The sequence below is a fragment of the Colwellia sp. BRX8-7 genome, assembly GCF_014077275.1.
GTDB lineage: Bacteria > Pseudomonadota > Gammaproteobacteria > Enterobacterales > Alteromonadaceae > Colwellia_A.
Genome location: NZ_JACGVP010000021.1, coordinates 36,696 through 51,818, shown reverse-complemented (window position 1 = coordinate 51,818; position 15,123 = coordinate 36,696). Strand labels below are relative to the sequence as shown.

Sequence of the window (15,123 nt, the reverse complement as noted above, 5' to 3'; positions counted from 1 at the left end):
TATCGAGATAGGTTAATATCTTGGCATTTTAGATAAATGGCCTCTAGGGAAAATCACACAAACTTATCACACCCTATTCATCGCGGAGTTGATGACTAGATAATAACATCGATATCGACTAACTATTATTAATGCAAACTAACATAAAGTAGCATTAATACAGCAATTACCTAATACCAATACGACTTAAATAACTCATCTGCTAACATTTATTGCCGTAATCACCATACAAGTTCTTCACCATCAATGAGTTGAGTTAGCTCATCTACTTATTAATATCAGTAAAATATTGTTATTAAGCGATCAGTGACTATAATTTTATAGATATCTTTTATAGGATTAACTTAATGAAAAAACATTTAATATTGGTAACAACTTTACTTACCATGTCTTCACCTGCGTTTGCTGACTGGTCATCAACCGTTACAGTAGCAAGCGATTATCTTTTTAATGGTGTTAGTCAAACTGATGAGGGCCCAGCACTTCAAGGTAGTCTTGATTGGTCTGGTGCGGGAGGTTGGTATGCGGGTGGTTGGGCGTCAAATGTTGATTTTGGTGATGATACGAATATAGAAGCAGATGTTTATCTCGGTTATTACACCGCAGTAAATGATAACGTTAATCTTGATGTTGGCGTTGCTCAATATACTTATAACGGCGCAAGCTATAGTTCTGACGGTAACTATACTGAGATATATACTAAATGGAATTTCGGCGCTACAGATTTAAACTTTTGGTATGCTTGGGATTACTTTGGAACAGGAGCAGGTCATTACATTGTTATGTTAAATCATACCTTTACCATTAATGATGAGTTAACTTTATTAGTGGGCATTGACAGGTCGAGTAGTTTAGATGATGACAAATGGCAATGGGAGCCCGGTAGTGACAGTTATAACCACTGGCAAGTCACCAGTAACTTTAGTACCAATGGTTTTGATTTTTCATTAGGGCTGCACGGCACTGATTTAGATACTTATGGCGATACCACACTATTGCTTACCGTTGCTCGTACATTTCAGTTTTAGGAGATAGCCATGTTTAATAAAGTCATAAAAATTATATTAATTTTGTCTTTTAGCACACCCGCATTTAGCGACACCGTCCATCTAACCTCGTTAACTTGGCCGCCATATTCAGGAAAGGCTTTAAATGAGCAAGGTGCTTCAGTTGCTGTAGCTAAAGCAGCGTTTAAGGCAATGGGACATGAGTTGAAGGTTGATTTTTTCCCTTGGAGCCGTGCTGTAAAGCTTGCATCGGAACCAGACTCAAAATATGCAGGTTATTTTCCTGAGTATTACTATGAGTCAAATGAGTTTTCATTTTCTAATCCGATGGGGAAGGGCCCTTTAGGGTTAATTGAAAACAAGAAAAAACCCATAGTATGGTCTGCGGTTAAAGATTTAACGCAATATAAAATTGGCGTAGTTCAAGATTATGTTAATACAGCTGAAGTTGATGCATTAATCGCTAGTGGCGAAATAAAAGCGCAAACCGCTACCTCTGATGAAACCAACATTCGTAAAGTTGCGGGTGGTCGAATCGATGCTGCTGTTATCGATACCAATGTTTTCAGCTACTTATTAGCAAATAGCAAAGACTTAGAAAAGGCGCAAGAACAAGTGCAAATGAATACTAAGTTGTTGACAGAAAAAGAATTGTTCGTAGCCTTTAAAAAGAGTGCAGAAGGTCAGCAATGGTTAGCTATCTATAATGAAGGTTTAAAGAAGATTGATATTACGGCGGTGATGAAAAAATATTTGAATGAATAGGACCTTATGTCAATTATACATAAAGAATAGTTTTTCAGGCTAACTCAATAGATTGCTGTATTTACGCACTTTGTTATTAATGAATATGATAACAGTTGATTAAAAGCAGATGTGCGTAATTCACTCAACTATACATTACACAAGGTTAATACGATGAAACTAGTTATTGGTTTACTTACTCTTGCCATTTCACTGCCAGCATCTGCAGCGACAGTTACTATTCGTGCGGACGACTGGTTTCCGATGAATGGCGATCCAAATGGTGACAAGCAAGGCTATATGATTGATATGGCTACAGCAATTTTTACAGCAGCAGGACATACTGTTGATTATAAGGTAATGCCATGGGAAAGGGCGATAAACTCGGTTCGTGAAGGTAAGTTTGACTGCGTTGTCGGAGCGTATCCTGAAGATGCACCCGATTTTATTTTTCCTTCTTTGAATTGGGGAATGGATGGTACGGGATATTATGTTAATAATGCATCAACTTGGACATTTACCGGTTTTGATTCGCTATTAACTCAGAAAGTAGGTGTTATTAGTGGTTATGCTTATGGCGAAGAGTTTGACGCGTTAATAAGAAGTCGACCCGATGTTTTTAAAGATGTTTCAGGAACTGATGCTTTGGAAAAAAACTTTAAAAAACTCGTTAATAACCGAATTGATGTTGTCGTTGAATCGGTTTCAGTCGCGAATGCAAAGTTAAAAGAACTTGGTTTTAATGAAGCACTAAAAAGCGCAGGGACTAACGCTGAGAAAGCACCGATTTACATTGCTTGTTCACCTGCAAAGCCGACCAGTAAAATGTACATTGAATTAATCGAGAAAGGTACAGAAACACTTAGAGCATCTGGACAGCTAAAAGATATTCTAAATAAATATGGTCTACAAGACTGGCAGTAAAAAGGTATAAAAATAATATGAACGTTACTAAATCTATATCATTTAAACTTATTTTTTCAGCATTGATTATTGTCACCACACTCGTCATTTCTTTTGGTGTGTATGATTATATGGCACAAAGTAATTTACTGAAAAATAAGCAAATAAATCAACTTTCTTTGGTCGAATCTCGATTGAAACTTAATTTGCCTTCTGCTGTTTGGAATTATGAAGAAGATCAAATGAAGGGTATTTTAAACTCGGAACAACAATCAGAAGATATTGCTTTAATAGAAATAACCAATGAAGATAAAAAAACAATATCTCAATCAAAAGGAAAGAAAACAAACGAAGCGATCACTTTTAAGTTACAACATATTGAGGACGGTCAAAGTACCAGTGTTGGTAATGTTACTTTGTTTATCGATAGTTCTTCAATAGATCTCGAATTGTCATCTTTAGCTTCTCGCATCATTGTTAAAGGAGTATTGCTTGACGTATTTTTAATTTCAGCGATCTACTTTTTATTCGCTAAACTAGTAACGCAGCCTTTAAGTGAAGTTGCCAATGCTTTAGAGAATATTGCGCGTGGAGAAGGCGACCTAACGCAGCGACTACGCGTTAAACGTGAAGACGAAATAGGCCTTGTTGCAGAGTCATTCAACGTCTTTGTAGATAAAATTCAATTACTTGTTCAATCTATTCAATTGTCGGTAAAGCAGACTTCAGAGGTGTCACAAAATGTATATCAAGCTTCTGAGGCCAGTCGTGGGCATTTAGAAAATCAACAGTCTGAAACGGATCAAGTGGCTACCGCCATCACTGAAATGTCTGCGTCAGCAAAAGAAATTGCTAATAATGTTCAGTTAACTGCAGGCTCAGCAGAGCAAGCAAATCAAGATGCACGAGCAGTATCCGCTATTATTAAAGAGTCTATTGAGTCAATAAATGGCTTATCTGATCACCTTAATGAAGCCACTAAGGTGGTTGGTGCACTTGAGGATGATGTTAAAGGCATTGTTTCAGTCTTAGATGTCATTCGCGGAATTGCCGAACAAACAAACTTATTGGCGTTAAACGCTGCCATTGAAGCGGCTCGTGCTGGAGAGCAAGGGCGTGGTTTTGCTGTGGTTGCAGATGAAGTTAGGGCTTTGGCCAGTCGAACTCAAGAAAGCACTGCACAAATTCAGCAGACCATTGAACGTTTACAATCAGGTGCTAAATCAGCGGTTCATGTTATGGAAGATAGTCAGGTTAAAAGTAAGGCGTCAGTTGAAAATGCACTCAGTTCAGGTGAGTCTATTAGTAGCATTTTAAGCTCTACAGAACAAATTACTGAAATGGCGACGCAAATAGCCTCTGCGGTTGAAGAACAAAGTACTGTTGCAGAAGAGTTAAGCAGCAACGTTAATAGAATTGTTAGCGCAGGTCATAGCAGTTTAGAACAATTAAATGCGATGACAAAAAATTCTCAACTTATGCAAAGTTCTTCAGATGAGCTCAATAAATTAACGCAACAATTTAAAGCTTAACGTAAGGCATTAAATTTTTAGGTACGTATATTTACCGGTATGTGATTCTTTTACTGATAGACTTTACTTATCTATTTAAAAGGGGGGAACTTTAAATAACTATGGAGTTCTCCTTCGCTCTTAGAGACGATTAAATGCTGATTATAATTTGCTAACAACAAATTATAATCAGTTTTTTTTAGCTGTTTATTTCAGATCAGCGTCATGATTAAAGTGGCGTTATGGATTAGATATGCAGAGACGTACTTAATATACTCAGTTTATAGCTACTACAGTGCGGCACCGCTTTTTCAATTAAGTGAAAAACAGATGTTGTGTTCACTATGGGTTGATTTTCTTGATTGCTTTAAGTGATTAAAGCCGTTAAAGTTTGCCTAATTCCTACCAGAGTAATATCCCTTAATGCGCAGATCTTCCTACTCGTCACCTGAAAATGCCACCATTAATTGGCGAGTGCTAAAGTCACTTATTCCCTACTTACTCGAATTTAAAGTGCGAATAGGTTTTGCGTTGTTTTGTTTGGTGTTAACTAAACTCGCCAGTGTTTATCTCCCTTTTATCTTAAAAGATATCGTGGACGGACTTGATGCTCAACAAGAAAACAATATTTTCATTGTGCCTTTTGCTTTAGTTGCCGCTTATGGTTTAGTGCGTTTAACTATTGTGCTACTGGCAGAAATACGCGACACCTTATTTGGCCGTGTTACCGAGCGAGCGATCCGCCGCATTGGTTTGAAAGTTTTCGAACACCTTCATCAACTTGACTTAGACTTTCATTTGGACCGCCAGACAGGTGGACTCTCGCGTGACATTGACCGTGGTACGTCTGGGGTTAACTTCTTAATGCGGTTTATGGTTTTTAATATTGTGCCAACCTTACTCGAAATAATTATGGTTATTACCATATTATGGGTGAATTATGGCATTTGGTTTGCGCTGATCACCGGCGTCTCTATTGCCAGCTATATCGCTTACTCGATTTACGCAACAGAATGGCGCACGCGCTACATTAGAGCCGCAAATAAAGCTGACTCATCGAGTAATACTCGCGCAATAGACAGTCTGTTAAATTATGAAACGGTTAAATATTTTACTAATGAATCATATGAATCAACAGCTTACGACAGTCAATTAGCTGATTGGGAAAAAGCCAAAATGCAAAACCGTTTGTCACTGTTTGCTTTAAATGGTGGTCAGGCCATTATCGTGTCGTTAGCGATGACGGCAATGTTAGCGTTAGCGGCTTATCAAGTGACTCATCAACAAATGACCTTAGGAGACTTTGTCCTGGTTAATGCTTTTATGATGCAATTGTTTATCCCTTTAAACTTTTTAGGATTTGTTTATCGAGAAATAAAAGGTTCTTTAGCAAATATTGAGCAAATGTTTACCTTGTTGCAAAAAGTACCTAAGGTTGTAGATGCACAAGATGCCAAAGAATTAGCGATAAGCCATGGTGCTATTAAATTTGATAACGTTAGCTTCTTTTATGATGAGCAAAGACCCATTTTAAAAAATGTTTCATTCGAGGTTAAAGCGGGTCAAAAAGTCGCTGTTGTTGGCGAGAGTGGCTCAGGAAAATCGACCTTAGTGAAACTACTTTTTCGTTTTTATGACTGCCAACAAGGCTGTATTAAAATTGACGGCGAAGCAGTTACTGATATTACGCAACATTCATTGAGAAAGAATATTGGCATCGTGCCACAAGATACGGTGTTATTTAATGAAAGTTTATTTGAAAATGTTAAATATGGCAATGTAAACGCGAGTAATGCACAAGTTGAAGAAGCCGCAAGATTATCGCATTTAAGTCACTTTATTACCTCGTTACCAAAAGGTTTCGATACCGTCGTTGGCGAGCGTGGCTTAAAGCTTTCTGGGGGCGAAAAGCAACGGGTTGCCATTGCCCGGACCATTTTGAAAAATCCTGCTATTTTGGTCTTTGATGAAGCAACGTCGTCACTTGATAGTCACTCAGAGCAAGCTATTTTAAAAGCAATCAAAGAGGTGGCTAAAGATCACACTAGCTTAGTGATAGCTCATCGATTATCAACTATTATTGATGCCGATAATATTATTGTCCTGCACAAAGGGGAAATAATCGAGCAGGGCGATCATCAAACGCTACTCACTAAAAATGGTCATTACGCAACGATGTGGCAACTGCAACAAAATGCCTGATAAACAAATGTATGCCGTTGAAATTTCACAAACTAAGCAGTGGCTAGAAGAAATAATTATTGGTTTGAATTTTTGCCCTTTTGCAAAAAAAGAGTTTGTTAATAACACTATACATTATCAACTTTGCCCAGCAAAAAAGGTCGAATCGGCTTTAACAGAATTAGCCATAGAATTTGAAAGACTCGTCGCTGACCCCAACATAGAAACGACTTTGTTGATTTTTAATGAAGGGTTTAAAGGTTTTGAAAGCTACCTTGATTTACTCGATGAGGCTAATGAATTGTTGTTCACCTTAGGTTATGAAGGTGTCTTTCAACTGGCCAGTTTTCATCCTGATTATTATTTTGAAGGTGATCCATTCAACGCAGCCTCTAATTATACCAACCGTTCGCCATTACCTACGCTTCATTTAATACGAGAAGCGAGTATGGAAAAGGTATTATCTGTGTATAAAAATCCACAGCAAATACCTGATAATAATATTGCCTTAGCCCAAGAGAAAGGTGCTCATTACTTTCAAAATATATTAAAACGTATTGCTAAATTACACCGATAATTCAGGTGAAAATTTATGCTATTTTCCAATATCAAATCAACTTGCTATAATGTTGAAAAATTTACACAAAGGTAGTCATTTTCGTGGATGAAAAAAAAGTAGTACAAATTGGTGGTAGCATAGAAAAGTCTTTGCAGGGTGAATATACTATTGACGTTTCTTCGGTATTAAAAGAGGCGTGGCAATTAACACTTCGCTCGCGAATCGCTATTAATTTAGGATTACTTTTTACGCTTATTTTGGGGATTGTTGTTTCATTTTTGATCAGTAATACCATGGGTGGTATTGAACAAGTGATTAAAGACCCACAATCAACAACATTATTAAATATTGTTGTCACTATGGTTATCTATCCTTTTTTAGTTGGTGTCGAGATGATGGGCGTTTTTCATGCCGTTGGCTTAAAAACCAATAGTAAATTAATTTTTGCTTTCTTAAAACGAGGCAGTTGGGTTGCTGTTTGTGCGCTGTTAACGTCAGTATTAATAACTTTAGGTATGAGTTTATTTGTTTTTCCAGGTATTTATTTAGCGGTCGCCTTGTCATTAGTACTGCCGCTTGTAGTAGATAAAAAATTATCACCGATAAAAGCTATCACCTTGAGTTTACAAGTTACACGTTTTCAGTGGTTTAAGTTACTCGCTATTTATAGCTTACTCTTTTTAACTTTATTTTTATCTTTAATCCCCTTAGCCATTCTTGCTAAAACACAATTTTCAGTGATTGGTGTTATGCTTTTCTTAGTCGCATTAACATTTATAGCGCCGCTATTTTATAATGTTAAAGGCATTTTATACCGAGAAATTTTTGGCATGCAGTTACAAGCCACGGATGTACCCGCTCAGCAAACGAGTGATACATTTTCAGCGTAAAGCTCTGTGCAAAACCTTATTGTTAACAAAAAGGCTACTATGATCATTCAATATTTGATGAGAACTGTGTTAATAAGTGTATTTTTTCTTGCGCTTATTGCGCCCTTCACTTTTTTAGCACCAACTTTTGAACTTCCCACGCCGGAAGTAACAAACGTTGTTATCGTTCCTGTGGTCAAGGCGAAAGTAAAAGTGGTTGAGCAACCGCTTCATAACGTTAAGATCCCAAACTTTGCTTCTATAAGCGATGTTAAAACGAAAAAACGTCAGTTTTTCCGTTATATTTATCCAGCAATAGCGCAAGAGAATAGCAATATTCTTATGTTAAGGGCAGAAGTCTCCTTGATGATAGAAACACTTTTCCTCGAGGAAAATCTTTTAGCAGATCAACAAGCTTTGCTTGAGCGATTAATTAAGAAATATAAAGTTAATCAAAAACACTCGCCGCTACAGCAACTTAATGAATTATTGTTGCGTATTGATATTGTGCCTGTTGAACTAGTATTAGTGCAGGCAGCCAATGAATCAGCTTGGGGCACTTCTCGTTTTGCTCGAGTTGGTTTAAACTTTTTTGGTATGTGGTGCTATAAAAAGGGTTGTGGCATGGTGCCAAGAGGAAGAGATGACGGTGCTAAACATGAAGTAGCGGCATTTAATAGTTTAGAGCATGCGGTACAGCGTTATTTACACAATATTAATACAAATCATGCTTATGGTGTTTTTCGTTCAATTAGAGGGCAGTTACGCGCTCAAGAACAACCACTATCGCCACAAATCTTAGCAACAGGATTACTGCGTTATTCTATTAGAGGCACTGATTATGTCTTAGAAATAACAGAAATGATCCGCCATAATAAAGTGTATTTTGATAAAATATTGTCGAAGCCAAAACCTAAGGTTATTTAGGCTTGGCTTATTTTATTACGCGTCAGATAATTATGGCGAGCGATAACATTTATTCTTTTAACAGGTGTTGTTATCGCGCTTAGATACTTGGTATTAATTAAGGTAGATGCTACTTTATTTCTATAATATTCAAACTGTTACTTAATGAAAGTTTGGCTTTTGAATTGTCTTCAATATTGACGTTGTTTGTTAATTGAGCGGCAATAATAGGTTCATCATCAAAAGCGATATCGCCACCATTGATAATGCCTGAATCAGCGTTAATCCCTTTAAAATCAAAAAGTTCACTGTCACACAAATGTGATGGAACCACATTGCGAATGGCAGTAAACATAGATTCAATTCGTCCTGGATGATTAACATTCCAGTCCTGTAACATTTTCTTAATGTTTTGACGTTGTAAATTAGGTTGAGAGCCACATAAATTACAAGGAATAATTGGGAACGCTTTTAGTTGTGCATATTGGATGAGTTCTGCTTCTTTACAAAAAGCTAACGGTCTAATGACGACATGCTCACCATTATCAGAGACCAATTTTGCTGGCATTGATTTTAATTTACCGCCATAAAACATATTTAGCATCAGTGTTTCAACCATGTCATCACGATGATGGCCTAGTGCAATTTTAGTTGCGCCTATTTCTGCCGCGACCTTATATAAAATAGCTCTGCGTAAACGAGAGCATAAACTGCAGGTGGTCTTCCCCTCAGGTATTTTATCTTTAACAATGGAGTAGGTATCTTCTTGCGCAATTTTATATTCAACACCTAATGCTTCTAAGTATTCGGGAAGGATATGCTCAGGAAAACCGGGTTGTTTTTGATCAAGATTAACGGCAACGATATCAAAATGAATGGGCGCTGATTCTTTTAACAACATTAAAATAGCCAGTAGGGCGTAACTGTCTTTGCCACCCGATAAGCACACCATTATTTTATCGCCATCTTCTATCATATTATATTGCGCGATAGCTTGGCCAACATGTCGTCTTAAGCGCTTCTCAAGTTTACTCAGCTGTATTTTTTGGCTGGGTGTTAAAGATGTTATTGGTGTCGATGATTGAGCGCTCATAGTGTTTCCTAGAGATATTTGAAATAAAAAGTATGAATTTTACCGCGCGTAGTATAGCAAAAAGCCAAGGAAATCCTCGGCTTTTTAATGGATATTTACATATTTCAATATTAAGCTAATGGCGAGAGGTAACCATCAGGTTTTATCGCTAAGACATCACAGTTAAGGCGGTCAATGACATGCTCTGCAGTATTACCAATAAGTGCCGCTGAAATCCCCGTTCGACCAATAGTACCTAACACAACTAATTCAGCATCAACGTGCTTAGAAATACTTTGAATAACATCTTCAGGTAAACCTTCTTTAACATGGGTATTTTTAAGCGGAATATTAAAGCTATTAGCATGGTCTTTCATCGCACTTTTGTGATGATTAAACATAGTGTCGTTATATTCAGAGGCGTTAAACTCTGGAATTTCAATGGCAATATTTACTGGCGTACCTGGATAAGAATTCACTAAATGGACATTAGCTTTAATCAGTGAAGAAAACACTATTGATTCTTGGGTTAACTTATTATTAAGCGCTTTGTGCTCATCATCATCGCTACCGATATTGAGTGCGGTAAGTAAATTACCATTGCTTGGCCAGCTATGGTCTTTAACCAGTAATACTGGGCAGGGACATTTCCTTAAGATATGCCAATCTGTTGGCGTAAAAATAACCGACTTTAGCTTGTCATGTTGATGGGTGCCTTTGATGACAATATCGAAGTTTTCAGCCAGTACTTTTTTTATGATCTTTTCAAATGGGCGATTATGCCAAATAATACAGGTATCTATGGTTATGTCTTGGTGATCAGTTTCTGAAATCTTTTCGTCTAACCATAGTTTACGATCATTAATAACCGATTGACGCATTGCTTCTCGCTCATCGCCAGAAAGCATGGTGGTCATTTCATAAGATAAATCATAAATGGTTAAAAATGCAGTGATCTGTCCGCCACTGTGTCGTGCTAATTCAATCGCACGTTTCAACGCTTTTTGATTTTCAGTGGTTGGATCAATAACGGCTAATATTTTTTTATACTTATCCATAATGTTTACTCCCTAGTTATTAAATAATATTAATAATAGACCATAATTAATAGATATTATTTGCTTTAAATCATAATATTTCAATAAAAAAAATGCTTAACATCTTTAATGTTAAGCATTTATCTATAATTATTTAAAAAAGCGATAAACTACAGTGAAGCACACTCGTTAAGTTTATCCATATTAAGTATTGTGATGAGTTTTCCATCAACTGTGATTAATTCATTTTTTTGAAAACGATTTAATAATCTACTGATGGTTTCAACCGTTAAACCAATATAATTACCAATGTCACTTCGCGTCATCGTTAGGCGAAAATCTGTTAGTGACATACCCCGTGCATGATAGCGACTGGCTAAGGTTGAAATAAAAGTTGCCAAGCGTTGTTCAGCATTTTTGCGGTTAAGTAGCGTTAACATTTCTTGATCTGCGCGGATTTCTGAACTCATCATGCGAAGAATTTGTTTTTTCAACTTAGGCATCGTATTCGATAATGAATCTAAAGTATTGTAAGGTATCTCACAGACCATAGATGTTTCTAAGGCTTTTGCAAAACTAGGATGCTCTGACTCAGCAATAGCATCAAAACCTAATAAATCACCCGCTAAATGAAAACCGGTAATTTGTTCTTCACCTTGTTCATTAACCGTAAATGTTTTGAATGTTCCAGAGCGAATAGCGTATAAAGCTTGCATTTTGTCGCCATCTTGGAAAATTTGTTCGCCTTTATGGATAGGGCGTTTACGGTCAATAATGCTGTCTAGTGTATCGAGTTCTTTATCATTTAAAGAGAAAGGTAAACACAGCTCGCTGATACTACAGTTTTGACAATGAATATGTTGAGATGTAGAACATGGCTTTTTATACATATTAACCTAAATGAGTTATCCCTAATTTATCGATCATATTAAAACAATTGCTGATATGCAAACATTAAACTGTATATTCCGTATGAAATTATCATTAGCGCCATTATTTTCTTGAATTTCGTGTTTGTTACCAACGACTTTATACCAAAAGAGCCAAGTGAAAGACTTAACAAGGCTGGTAAAGTACCTAAACCAAAACTGGTCATAATTAGGGCGCCACTGAGGGCACTTCCACTGGCTAAGGACCAAGTTAATGTTGAGTAGACTAAACCACAAGGTAACCATCCCCAGACTGCTCCTAATGCTAGCGCTTGTTTAGCATTATTAATGGGAATAAACCTTTTACTTAACGGGGATAGATAGCGCCAAAGGAACTTACCCATTTTTTCAACTTTTGATAGCCACATTAACCATTGGCCTAAATACAAGCCTAATAAAATTAAAAATACCGCTGCAAATAAGCGTAAAAAACCTAATGGAACGCCAATATTTTTTATTGCAATAGAACTACTAAATCCAACGATTGCCCCAATTAAGCTATAAGAAAAAATTCGGCCAACATTATATGCACCGACCAGCTTAAATTTATCCCTGCCTTTTTGTTGCGGTGATATAGCAGATGTTAACATCGTTGTTATACCACCACACATACCGATACAATGTCCCGAACCTAACAAGCCGATGATGAATGCAGATAAATAATCTATACTTAACATGGCTGTTATTTACTACCTGTATCATTTTTAGCTGTATTTTGGCTATGGGTTTCAGTGGACTTTTTGGTGGTAGTGTTTTCATCTTCATCAAACAAGATACTCATACCTTGTTTCTCTAAATCATCAAATTGTTCAGTTTTGACTGCCCAAAAAAATAAATAAATGGCGATAGAGGTTAGGATTATCGCTATGGGGATCAAAATATAAATAATGCTCATGGTCTTTATGCTCTATTATAAGTTTGCGCTTACTTTTTCAATAAACGTAATGAGTTAGTGATAACCAATATCGAACTTGCAGACATACCTATAACCGCCATATAGGGGGTAATGTAGCCTGAGACGGCAAGGGGCAATACGATAGCATTATAACCGAAAGCCCAAAAATAATTTTGCCAAATAATCCGACGAGTTTTATTGGCGACCTGTCTTAATGTTGTTATCGACTTTAAACGATTATTGAGTAAGATAATATCGGCACCGCTTTTAGCTATATCGGTGCCACTCCCCATAGCAATCGAGACATGGGCTGCGCCGAATACTGGCGTATCATTGACACCATCGCCAACCATAGCAACGGTTGAGTTTTTAGGCTGATTTTTTATTATCGCCATCTTATTAGCCGCAGTCAAAGTACTATGTATTTCGTCTAAATGTAACAATGCCTGAACTTTTTCACAGCCAGCAGGGTTATCACCCGATAGCATGATGGTATAAATATTACTTTTCTTTAAGTCATCTAACAGCGTTTGGGCATCATTTCGAATTTCATCGCTTAAATAAAAAGCAGCGACTAATTGGTTGTCTGCTACTAATAGGCAAGAAGCCGTCGCAAATTCGGCCAACATACTTGATTCGCTAAGCAACCAATTAGGTTTACCGATTTGAAAGTATTGACCGTTCACTTTCCCTTGAATACCAGCACCAGATTTAATTTCAACGGCTTGAGTAAGGTAGGAGTAATCACGAAATGCTTTAAACGGTTTGGCTAAAGGGTGCTCAGAATAAGACTCGAGCGCTGCTGCTATAGCTAAAACCTGCTGCTTGCTATAGTTAAGCTTTTCATTATTAAAGCGCTTTATTTCATTAATAGAAAAATCACCAGAAGTTAAGGTACCTGTTTTATCAAAAGCAATAGTGGTTAATTTCGGTAATGTTTCCATAACATGTGCAGATTTGATCATGATACCTTCGCGGTTTAAGCGTGTGGTCGCACAGGTTAACGCTGTGGGGGTTGCCAGTGACAATGCGCAAGGGCAGGTAGCAACGAGTACCGATAAGGTGATCCAAAAAGCTTCTTCAGGTAAATGCTGTTGCCAATAAAATGCAGTACCTATAGCGGTTAGTAAAATAACCGCAACAAAGTATTGAGCGATTTTATCTGATAATTTTGCTAATTTGGGTTTATGCGCCTGAGATGATTCACTTAATCTGATCAGTTGACTTAAAAAAGAATGTTCACTGGCTTGTTTAACTTCAACGTTGATATTACCGTCACCATTTATAGTGCCTGCAAAGACAGTATCGCCTATTGATTTATTTAAGGGTAACTGCTCACCCGACAACATCGCTTCGTTCAGTTGGCTGCTGCCTGTAATTATTGTGCCATCAGCGGGAACCACTTCGCCTGGTTTTATGAGTACAATATCGAGAGGACGAAGTTTTTTTGCTGGTAGTATGACTTCTTTTTCTGTTCCTTTATCATCAATGAGTTTTGTCGCTATCATCGGCATTAACTTAAGCAAGTTAGCCGAGACTTCCGCAGCGCGACTTCTTGCTCTAAATTCTAAAAATTTACCAATAAGTAGTAAAAAAGTGAACATCGATACTGATTCAAAATAGACTTCACCTTGCTGAGTGATTGTTGCCCAAGCACTGGCCGAAAATGCCAGTGAAATCGCTATAGCAACAGGAACATCCATAGATAAACGCTTCACTTTTAAAGCATTAATAGCTCCCTTGTAGAAGGGTAATGCGCCATAGGTGACAATAGGTAAGGTCAAGAATAAGCTCGCATAGCGTAAATAGATTAAGTTGTACTCATCCATGCCAGAAAAGGCGCCAAAGTATAAGCCAAAAGCGATCATCATGACTTGCATCATTAAAATACCAGAGATACCTAGGCGTTTAATATAATTATTACTTTGGGTTTTGTTAAGTTTTTCGGCGGTACTCGCTTTAAAAGGGAGGGCTTGGTAACCAATATTGCTGATATGATTAATCAGCTCACTAAGTTGTACTTCACTATTATTCCATCGAACAGTTGCACGTTGTGTCGTGGCATTTACATTAATTTTAATTAAGCCGTTTATCTTGATAAGTTGCATTTCGATAAGCCACGCACATGCCGCGCAGCTTATACCGTCAATCGTTAAAATTGCTTCGTTATACTCATCATTCTTATAAGTAAATTCACTTTGTAGGCTGTCATCATCAAGTAACTTATTACGTTGTAACTGCTCAGGAACCAGAGGCTCACCTTTTAGTGCGGGAGCTGTTCTAAAACGATAATATTCACCTAAACCGTTATCAATAATCGCTTGAGCAACACTTTGACATCCAATACAGCACATTGGCTGCATGGTTTTCTCAATTTTTATTGATAAATCTAACCCATTAGGAACAATTTCACTGCAGTGATAACAAAGTGTTTTCATATGTTGAGGCCAAGCAAAGTATTGGTTTTTTATAGAGGTGTTGCTTAGGTGAGGTTAATCAACACCTAAGCT

14 protein-coding genes are annotated in these 15,123 nt (G+C 37.2%); 8 read left to right on the top strand and 6 right to left on the bottom strand.

What is annotated here, in order from left to right; all coding sequences use genetic code 11:
* Nucleotides 1-347: 347 nt before the first annotated feature.
* From H4J57_RS17410 to H4J57_RS17375, 8 genes are all read left to right on the top strand, one after another.
* The gene (locus tag H4J57_RS17410) at nucleotides 348-1,028 is read left to right on the top strand and encodes a TorF family putative porin (RefSeq protein ID WP_182214343.1); all 681 of its coding nucleotides are present in this window, start codon (nucleotides 348-350) and stop codon (nucleotides 1,026-1,028) included.
* A gap of 9 nt (nucleotides 1,029-1,037) precedes the next feature.
* Nucleotides 1,038-1,772 carry an ABC transporter substrate-binding protein gene (locus H4J57_RS17405; protein ID WP_182243738.1) on the top strand — a complete coding sequence of 245 codons (735 nt, stop codon included), beginning with the start codon at nucleotides 1,038-1,040 and terminating at the stop codon, nucleotides 1,770-1,772.
* Nucleotides 1,773-1,925: 153 nt separating this feature from the next.
* Nucleotides 1,926-2,675: an ABC transporter substrate-binding protein gene (locus H4J57_RS17400; protein ID WP_182243737.1), complete on the top strand. Its 750-nt coding sequence runs from the start codon at nucleotides 1,926-1,928 to the stop codon at nucleotides 2,673-2,675.
* Between the two features lie 17 nt (nucleotides 2,676-2,692).
* Nucleotides 2,693-4,186 carry a methyl-accepting chemotaxis protein gene (locus H4J57_RS17395; RefSeq protein WP_182214348.1) on the top strand — a complete coding sequence of 498 codons (1,494 nt, stop codon included), beginning with the start codon at nucleotides 2,693-2,695 and terminating at the stop codon, nucleotides 4,184-4,186.
* A 402-nt stretch (nucleotides 4,187-4,588) separates the two neighbouring features.
* The gene (locus H4J57_RS17390; RefSeq protein WP_182243736.1) at nucleotides 4,589-6,367 is read left to right on the top strand and encodes an ABC transporter ATP-binding protein/permease; all 1,779 of its coding nucleotides are present in this window, start codon (nucleotides 4,589-4,591) and stop codon (nucleotides 6,365-6,367) included.
* Nucleotides 6,360-6,923 carry a DUF1415 domain-containing protein gene (locus H4J57_RS17385; RefSeq protein ID WP_220470332.1) on the top strand — a complete coding sequence of 188 codons (564 nt, stop codon included), beginning with the start codon at nucleotides 6,360-6,362 and terminating at the stop codon, nucleotides 6,921-6,923. The genes H4J57_RS17390 and H4J57_RS17385 overlap by 8 nt, the downstream gene beginning before the upstream one ends.
* 83 nt (nucleotides 6,924-7,006) lie before the next feature.
* Nucleotides 7,007-7,795, top strand: a complete 789-nt coding sequence (locus tag H4J57_RS17380) for a hypothetical protein (protein WP_182214352.1) — start codon at nucleotides 7,007-7,009, stop codon at nucleotides 7,793-7,795.
* 39 nt (nucleotides 7,796-7,834) lie between these two features.
* Nucleotides 7,835-8,701: a glucosaminidase domain-containing protein gene (locus tag H4J57_RS17375; protein WP_182214353.1), complete on the top strand. Its 867-nt coding sequence runs from the start codon at nucleotides 7,835-7,837 to the stop codon at nucleotides 8,699-8,701.
* A gap of 109 nt (nucleotides 8,702-8,810) precedes the next feature.
* On the opposite strand, the gene ttcA is transcribed toward H4J57_RS17375, so the two are convergent.
* From ttcA to H4J57_RS17345, 6 genes are all read right to left on the bottom strand, one after another.
* Nucleotides 8,811-9,773 carry a tRNA 2-thiocytidine(32) synthetase TtcA gene (ttcA, locus tag H4J57_RS17370; RefSeq protein WP_182243735.1) on the bottom strand — a complete coding sequence of 321 codons (963 nt, stop codon included), beginning with the start codon at nucleotides 9,771-9,773 and terminating at the stop codon, nucleotides 8,811-8,813.
* A gap of 110 nt (nucleotides 9,774-9,883) precedes the next feature.
* Nucleotides 9,884-10,810, bottom strand: a complete 927-nt coding sequence (gene uspE / locus H4J57_RS17365) for a universal stress protein UspE (protein WP_182214357.1) — start codon at nucleotides 10,808-10,810, stop codon at nucleotides 9,884-9,886.
* A gap of 149 nt (nucleotides 10,811-10,959) precedes the next feature.
* Nucleotides 10,960-11,679 carry a fumarate/nitrate reduction transcriptional regulator Fnr gene (gene fnr, locus H4J57_RS17360; protein ID WP_182243734.1) on the bottom strand — a complete coding sequence of 240 codons (720 nt, stop codon included), beginning with the start codon at nucleotides 11,677-11,679 and terminating at the stop codon, nucleotides 10,960-10,962.
* 38 nt (nucleotides 11,680-11,717) lie between these two features.
* Nucleotides 11,718-12,395 (bottom strand): sulfite exporter TauE/SafE family protein, encoded by a 678-nt coding sequence (locus H4J57_RS17355; protein WP_182243733.1) that lies wholly within the window; start codon nucleotides 12,393-12,395, stop codon nucleotides 11,718-11,720.
* Between the two features lie 5 nt (nucleotides 12,396-12,400).
* Entirely contained in the window at nucleotides 12,401-12,613 is a 213-nt protein-coding gene (gene ccoS, locus H4J57_RS17350; RefSeq protein WP_182243732.1) for a cbb3-type cytochrome oxidase assembly protein CcoS, read from the bottom strand.
* Nucleotides 12,614-12,642: 29 nt separating this feature from the next.
* Complete coding sequence (locus tag H4J57_RS17345; RefSeq protein WP_182243731.1) at nucleotides 12,643-15,051, bottom strand: heavy metal translocating P-type ATPase; 2,409 nt, start codon at nucleotides 15,049-15,051, stop codon at nucleotides 12,643-12,645.
* Nucleotides 15,052-15,123: the final 72 nt, after the last annotated feature.

What these genes read in the sequence shown, in the direction of transcription:
- H4J57_RS17410 (WP_182214343.1), top strand. Translation starts at nt 348, where the DNA reads ATGAAAAAACATTTAATATTGGTAACAACTTTACTTACCATGTCTTCA.
- H4J57_RS17405 (WP_182243738.1), top strand. Translation starts at nt 1,038, where the DNA reads ATGTTTAATAAAGTCATAAAAATTATATTAATTTTGTCTTTTAGCACA.
- H4J57_RS17355 (WP_182243733.1), bottom strand. Translation starts at nt 12,395, where the DNA reads ATGTTAAGTATAGATTATTTATCTGCATTCATCATCGGCTTGTTAGGT.
- H4J57_RS17375 (WP_182214353.1), top strand. Translation starts at nt 7,835, where the DNA reads ATGATCATTCAATATTTGATGAGAACTGTGTTAATAAGTGTATTTTTT.
- H4J57_RS17385 (WP_220470332.1), top strand. Translation starts at nt 6,360, where the DNA reads ATGCCTGATAAACAAATGTATGCCGTTGAAATTTCACAAACTAAGCAG.
- H4J57_RS17400 (WP_182243737.1), top strand. Translation starts at nt 1,926, where the DNA reads ATGAAACTAGTTATTGGTTTACTTACTCTTGCCATTTCACTGCCAGCA.
- H4J57_RS17345 (WP_182243731.1), bottom strand. Translation starts at nt 15,051, where the DNA reads ATGAAAACACTTTGTTATCACTGCAGTGAAATTGTTCCTAATGGGTTA.
- H4J57_RS17390 (WP_182243736.1), top strand. Translation starts at nt 4,589, where the DNA reads ATGCGCAGATCTTCCTACTCGTCACCTGAAAATGCCACCATTAATTGG.
- ttcA (WP_182243735.1), bottom strand. Translation starts at nt 9,773, where the DNA reads ATGAGCGCTCAATCATCGACACCAATAACATCTTTAACACCCAGCCAA.
- uspE (WP_182214357.1), bottom strand. Translation starts at nt 10,810, where the DNA reads ATGGATAAGTATAAAAAAATATTAGCCGTTATTGATCCAACCACTGAA.
- ccoS (WP_182243732.1), bottom strand. Translation starts at nt 12,613, where the DNA reads ATGAGCATTATTTATATTTTGATCCCCATAGCGATAATCCTAACCTCT.
- fnr (WP_182243734.1), bottom strand. Translation starts at nt 11,679, where the DNA reads ATGTATAAAAAGCCATGTTCTACATCTCAACATATTCATTGTCAAAAC.
- H4J57_RS17395 (WP_182214348.1), top strand. Translation starts at nt 2,693, where the DNA reads ATGAACGTTACTAAATCTATATCATTTAAACTTATTTTTTCAGCATTG.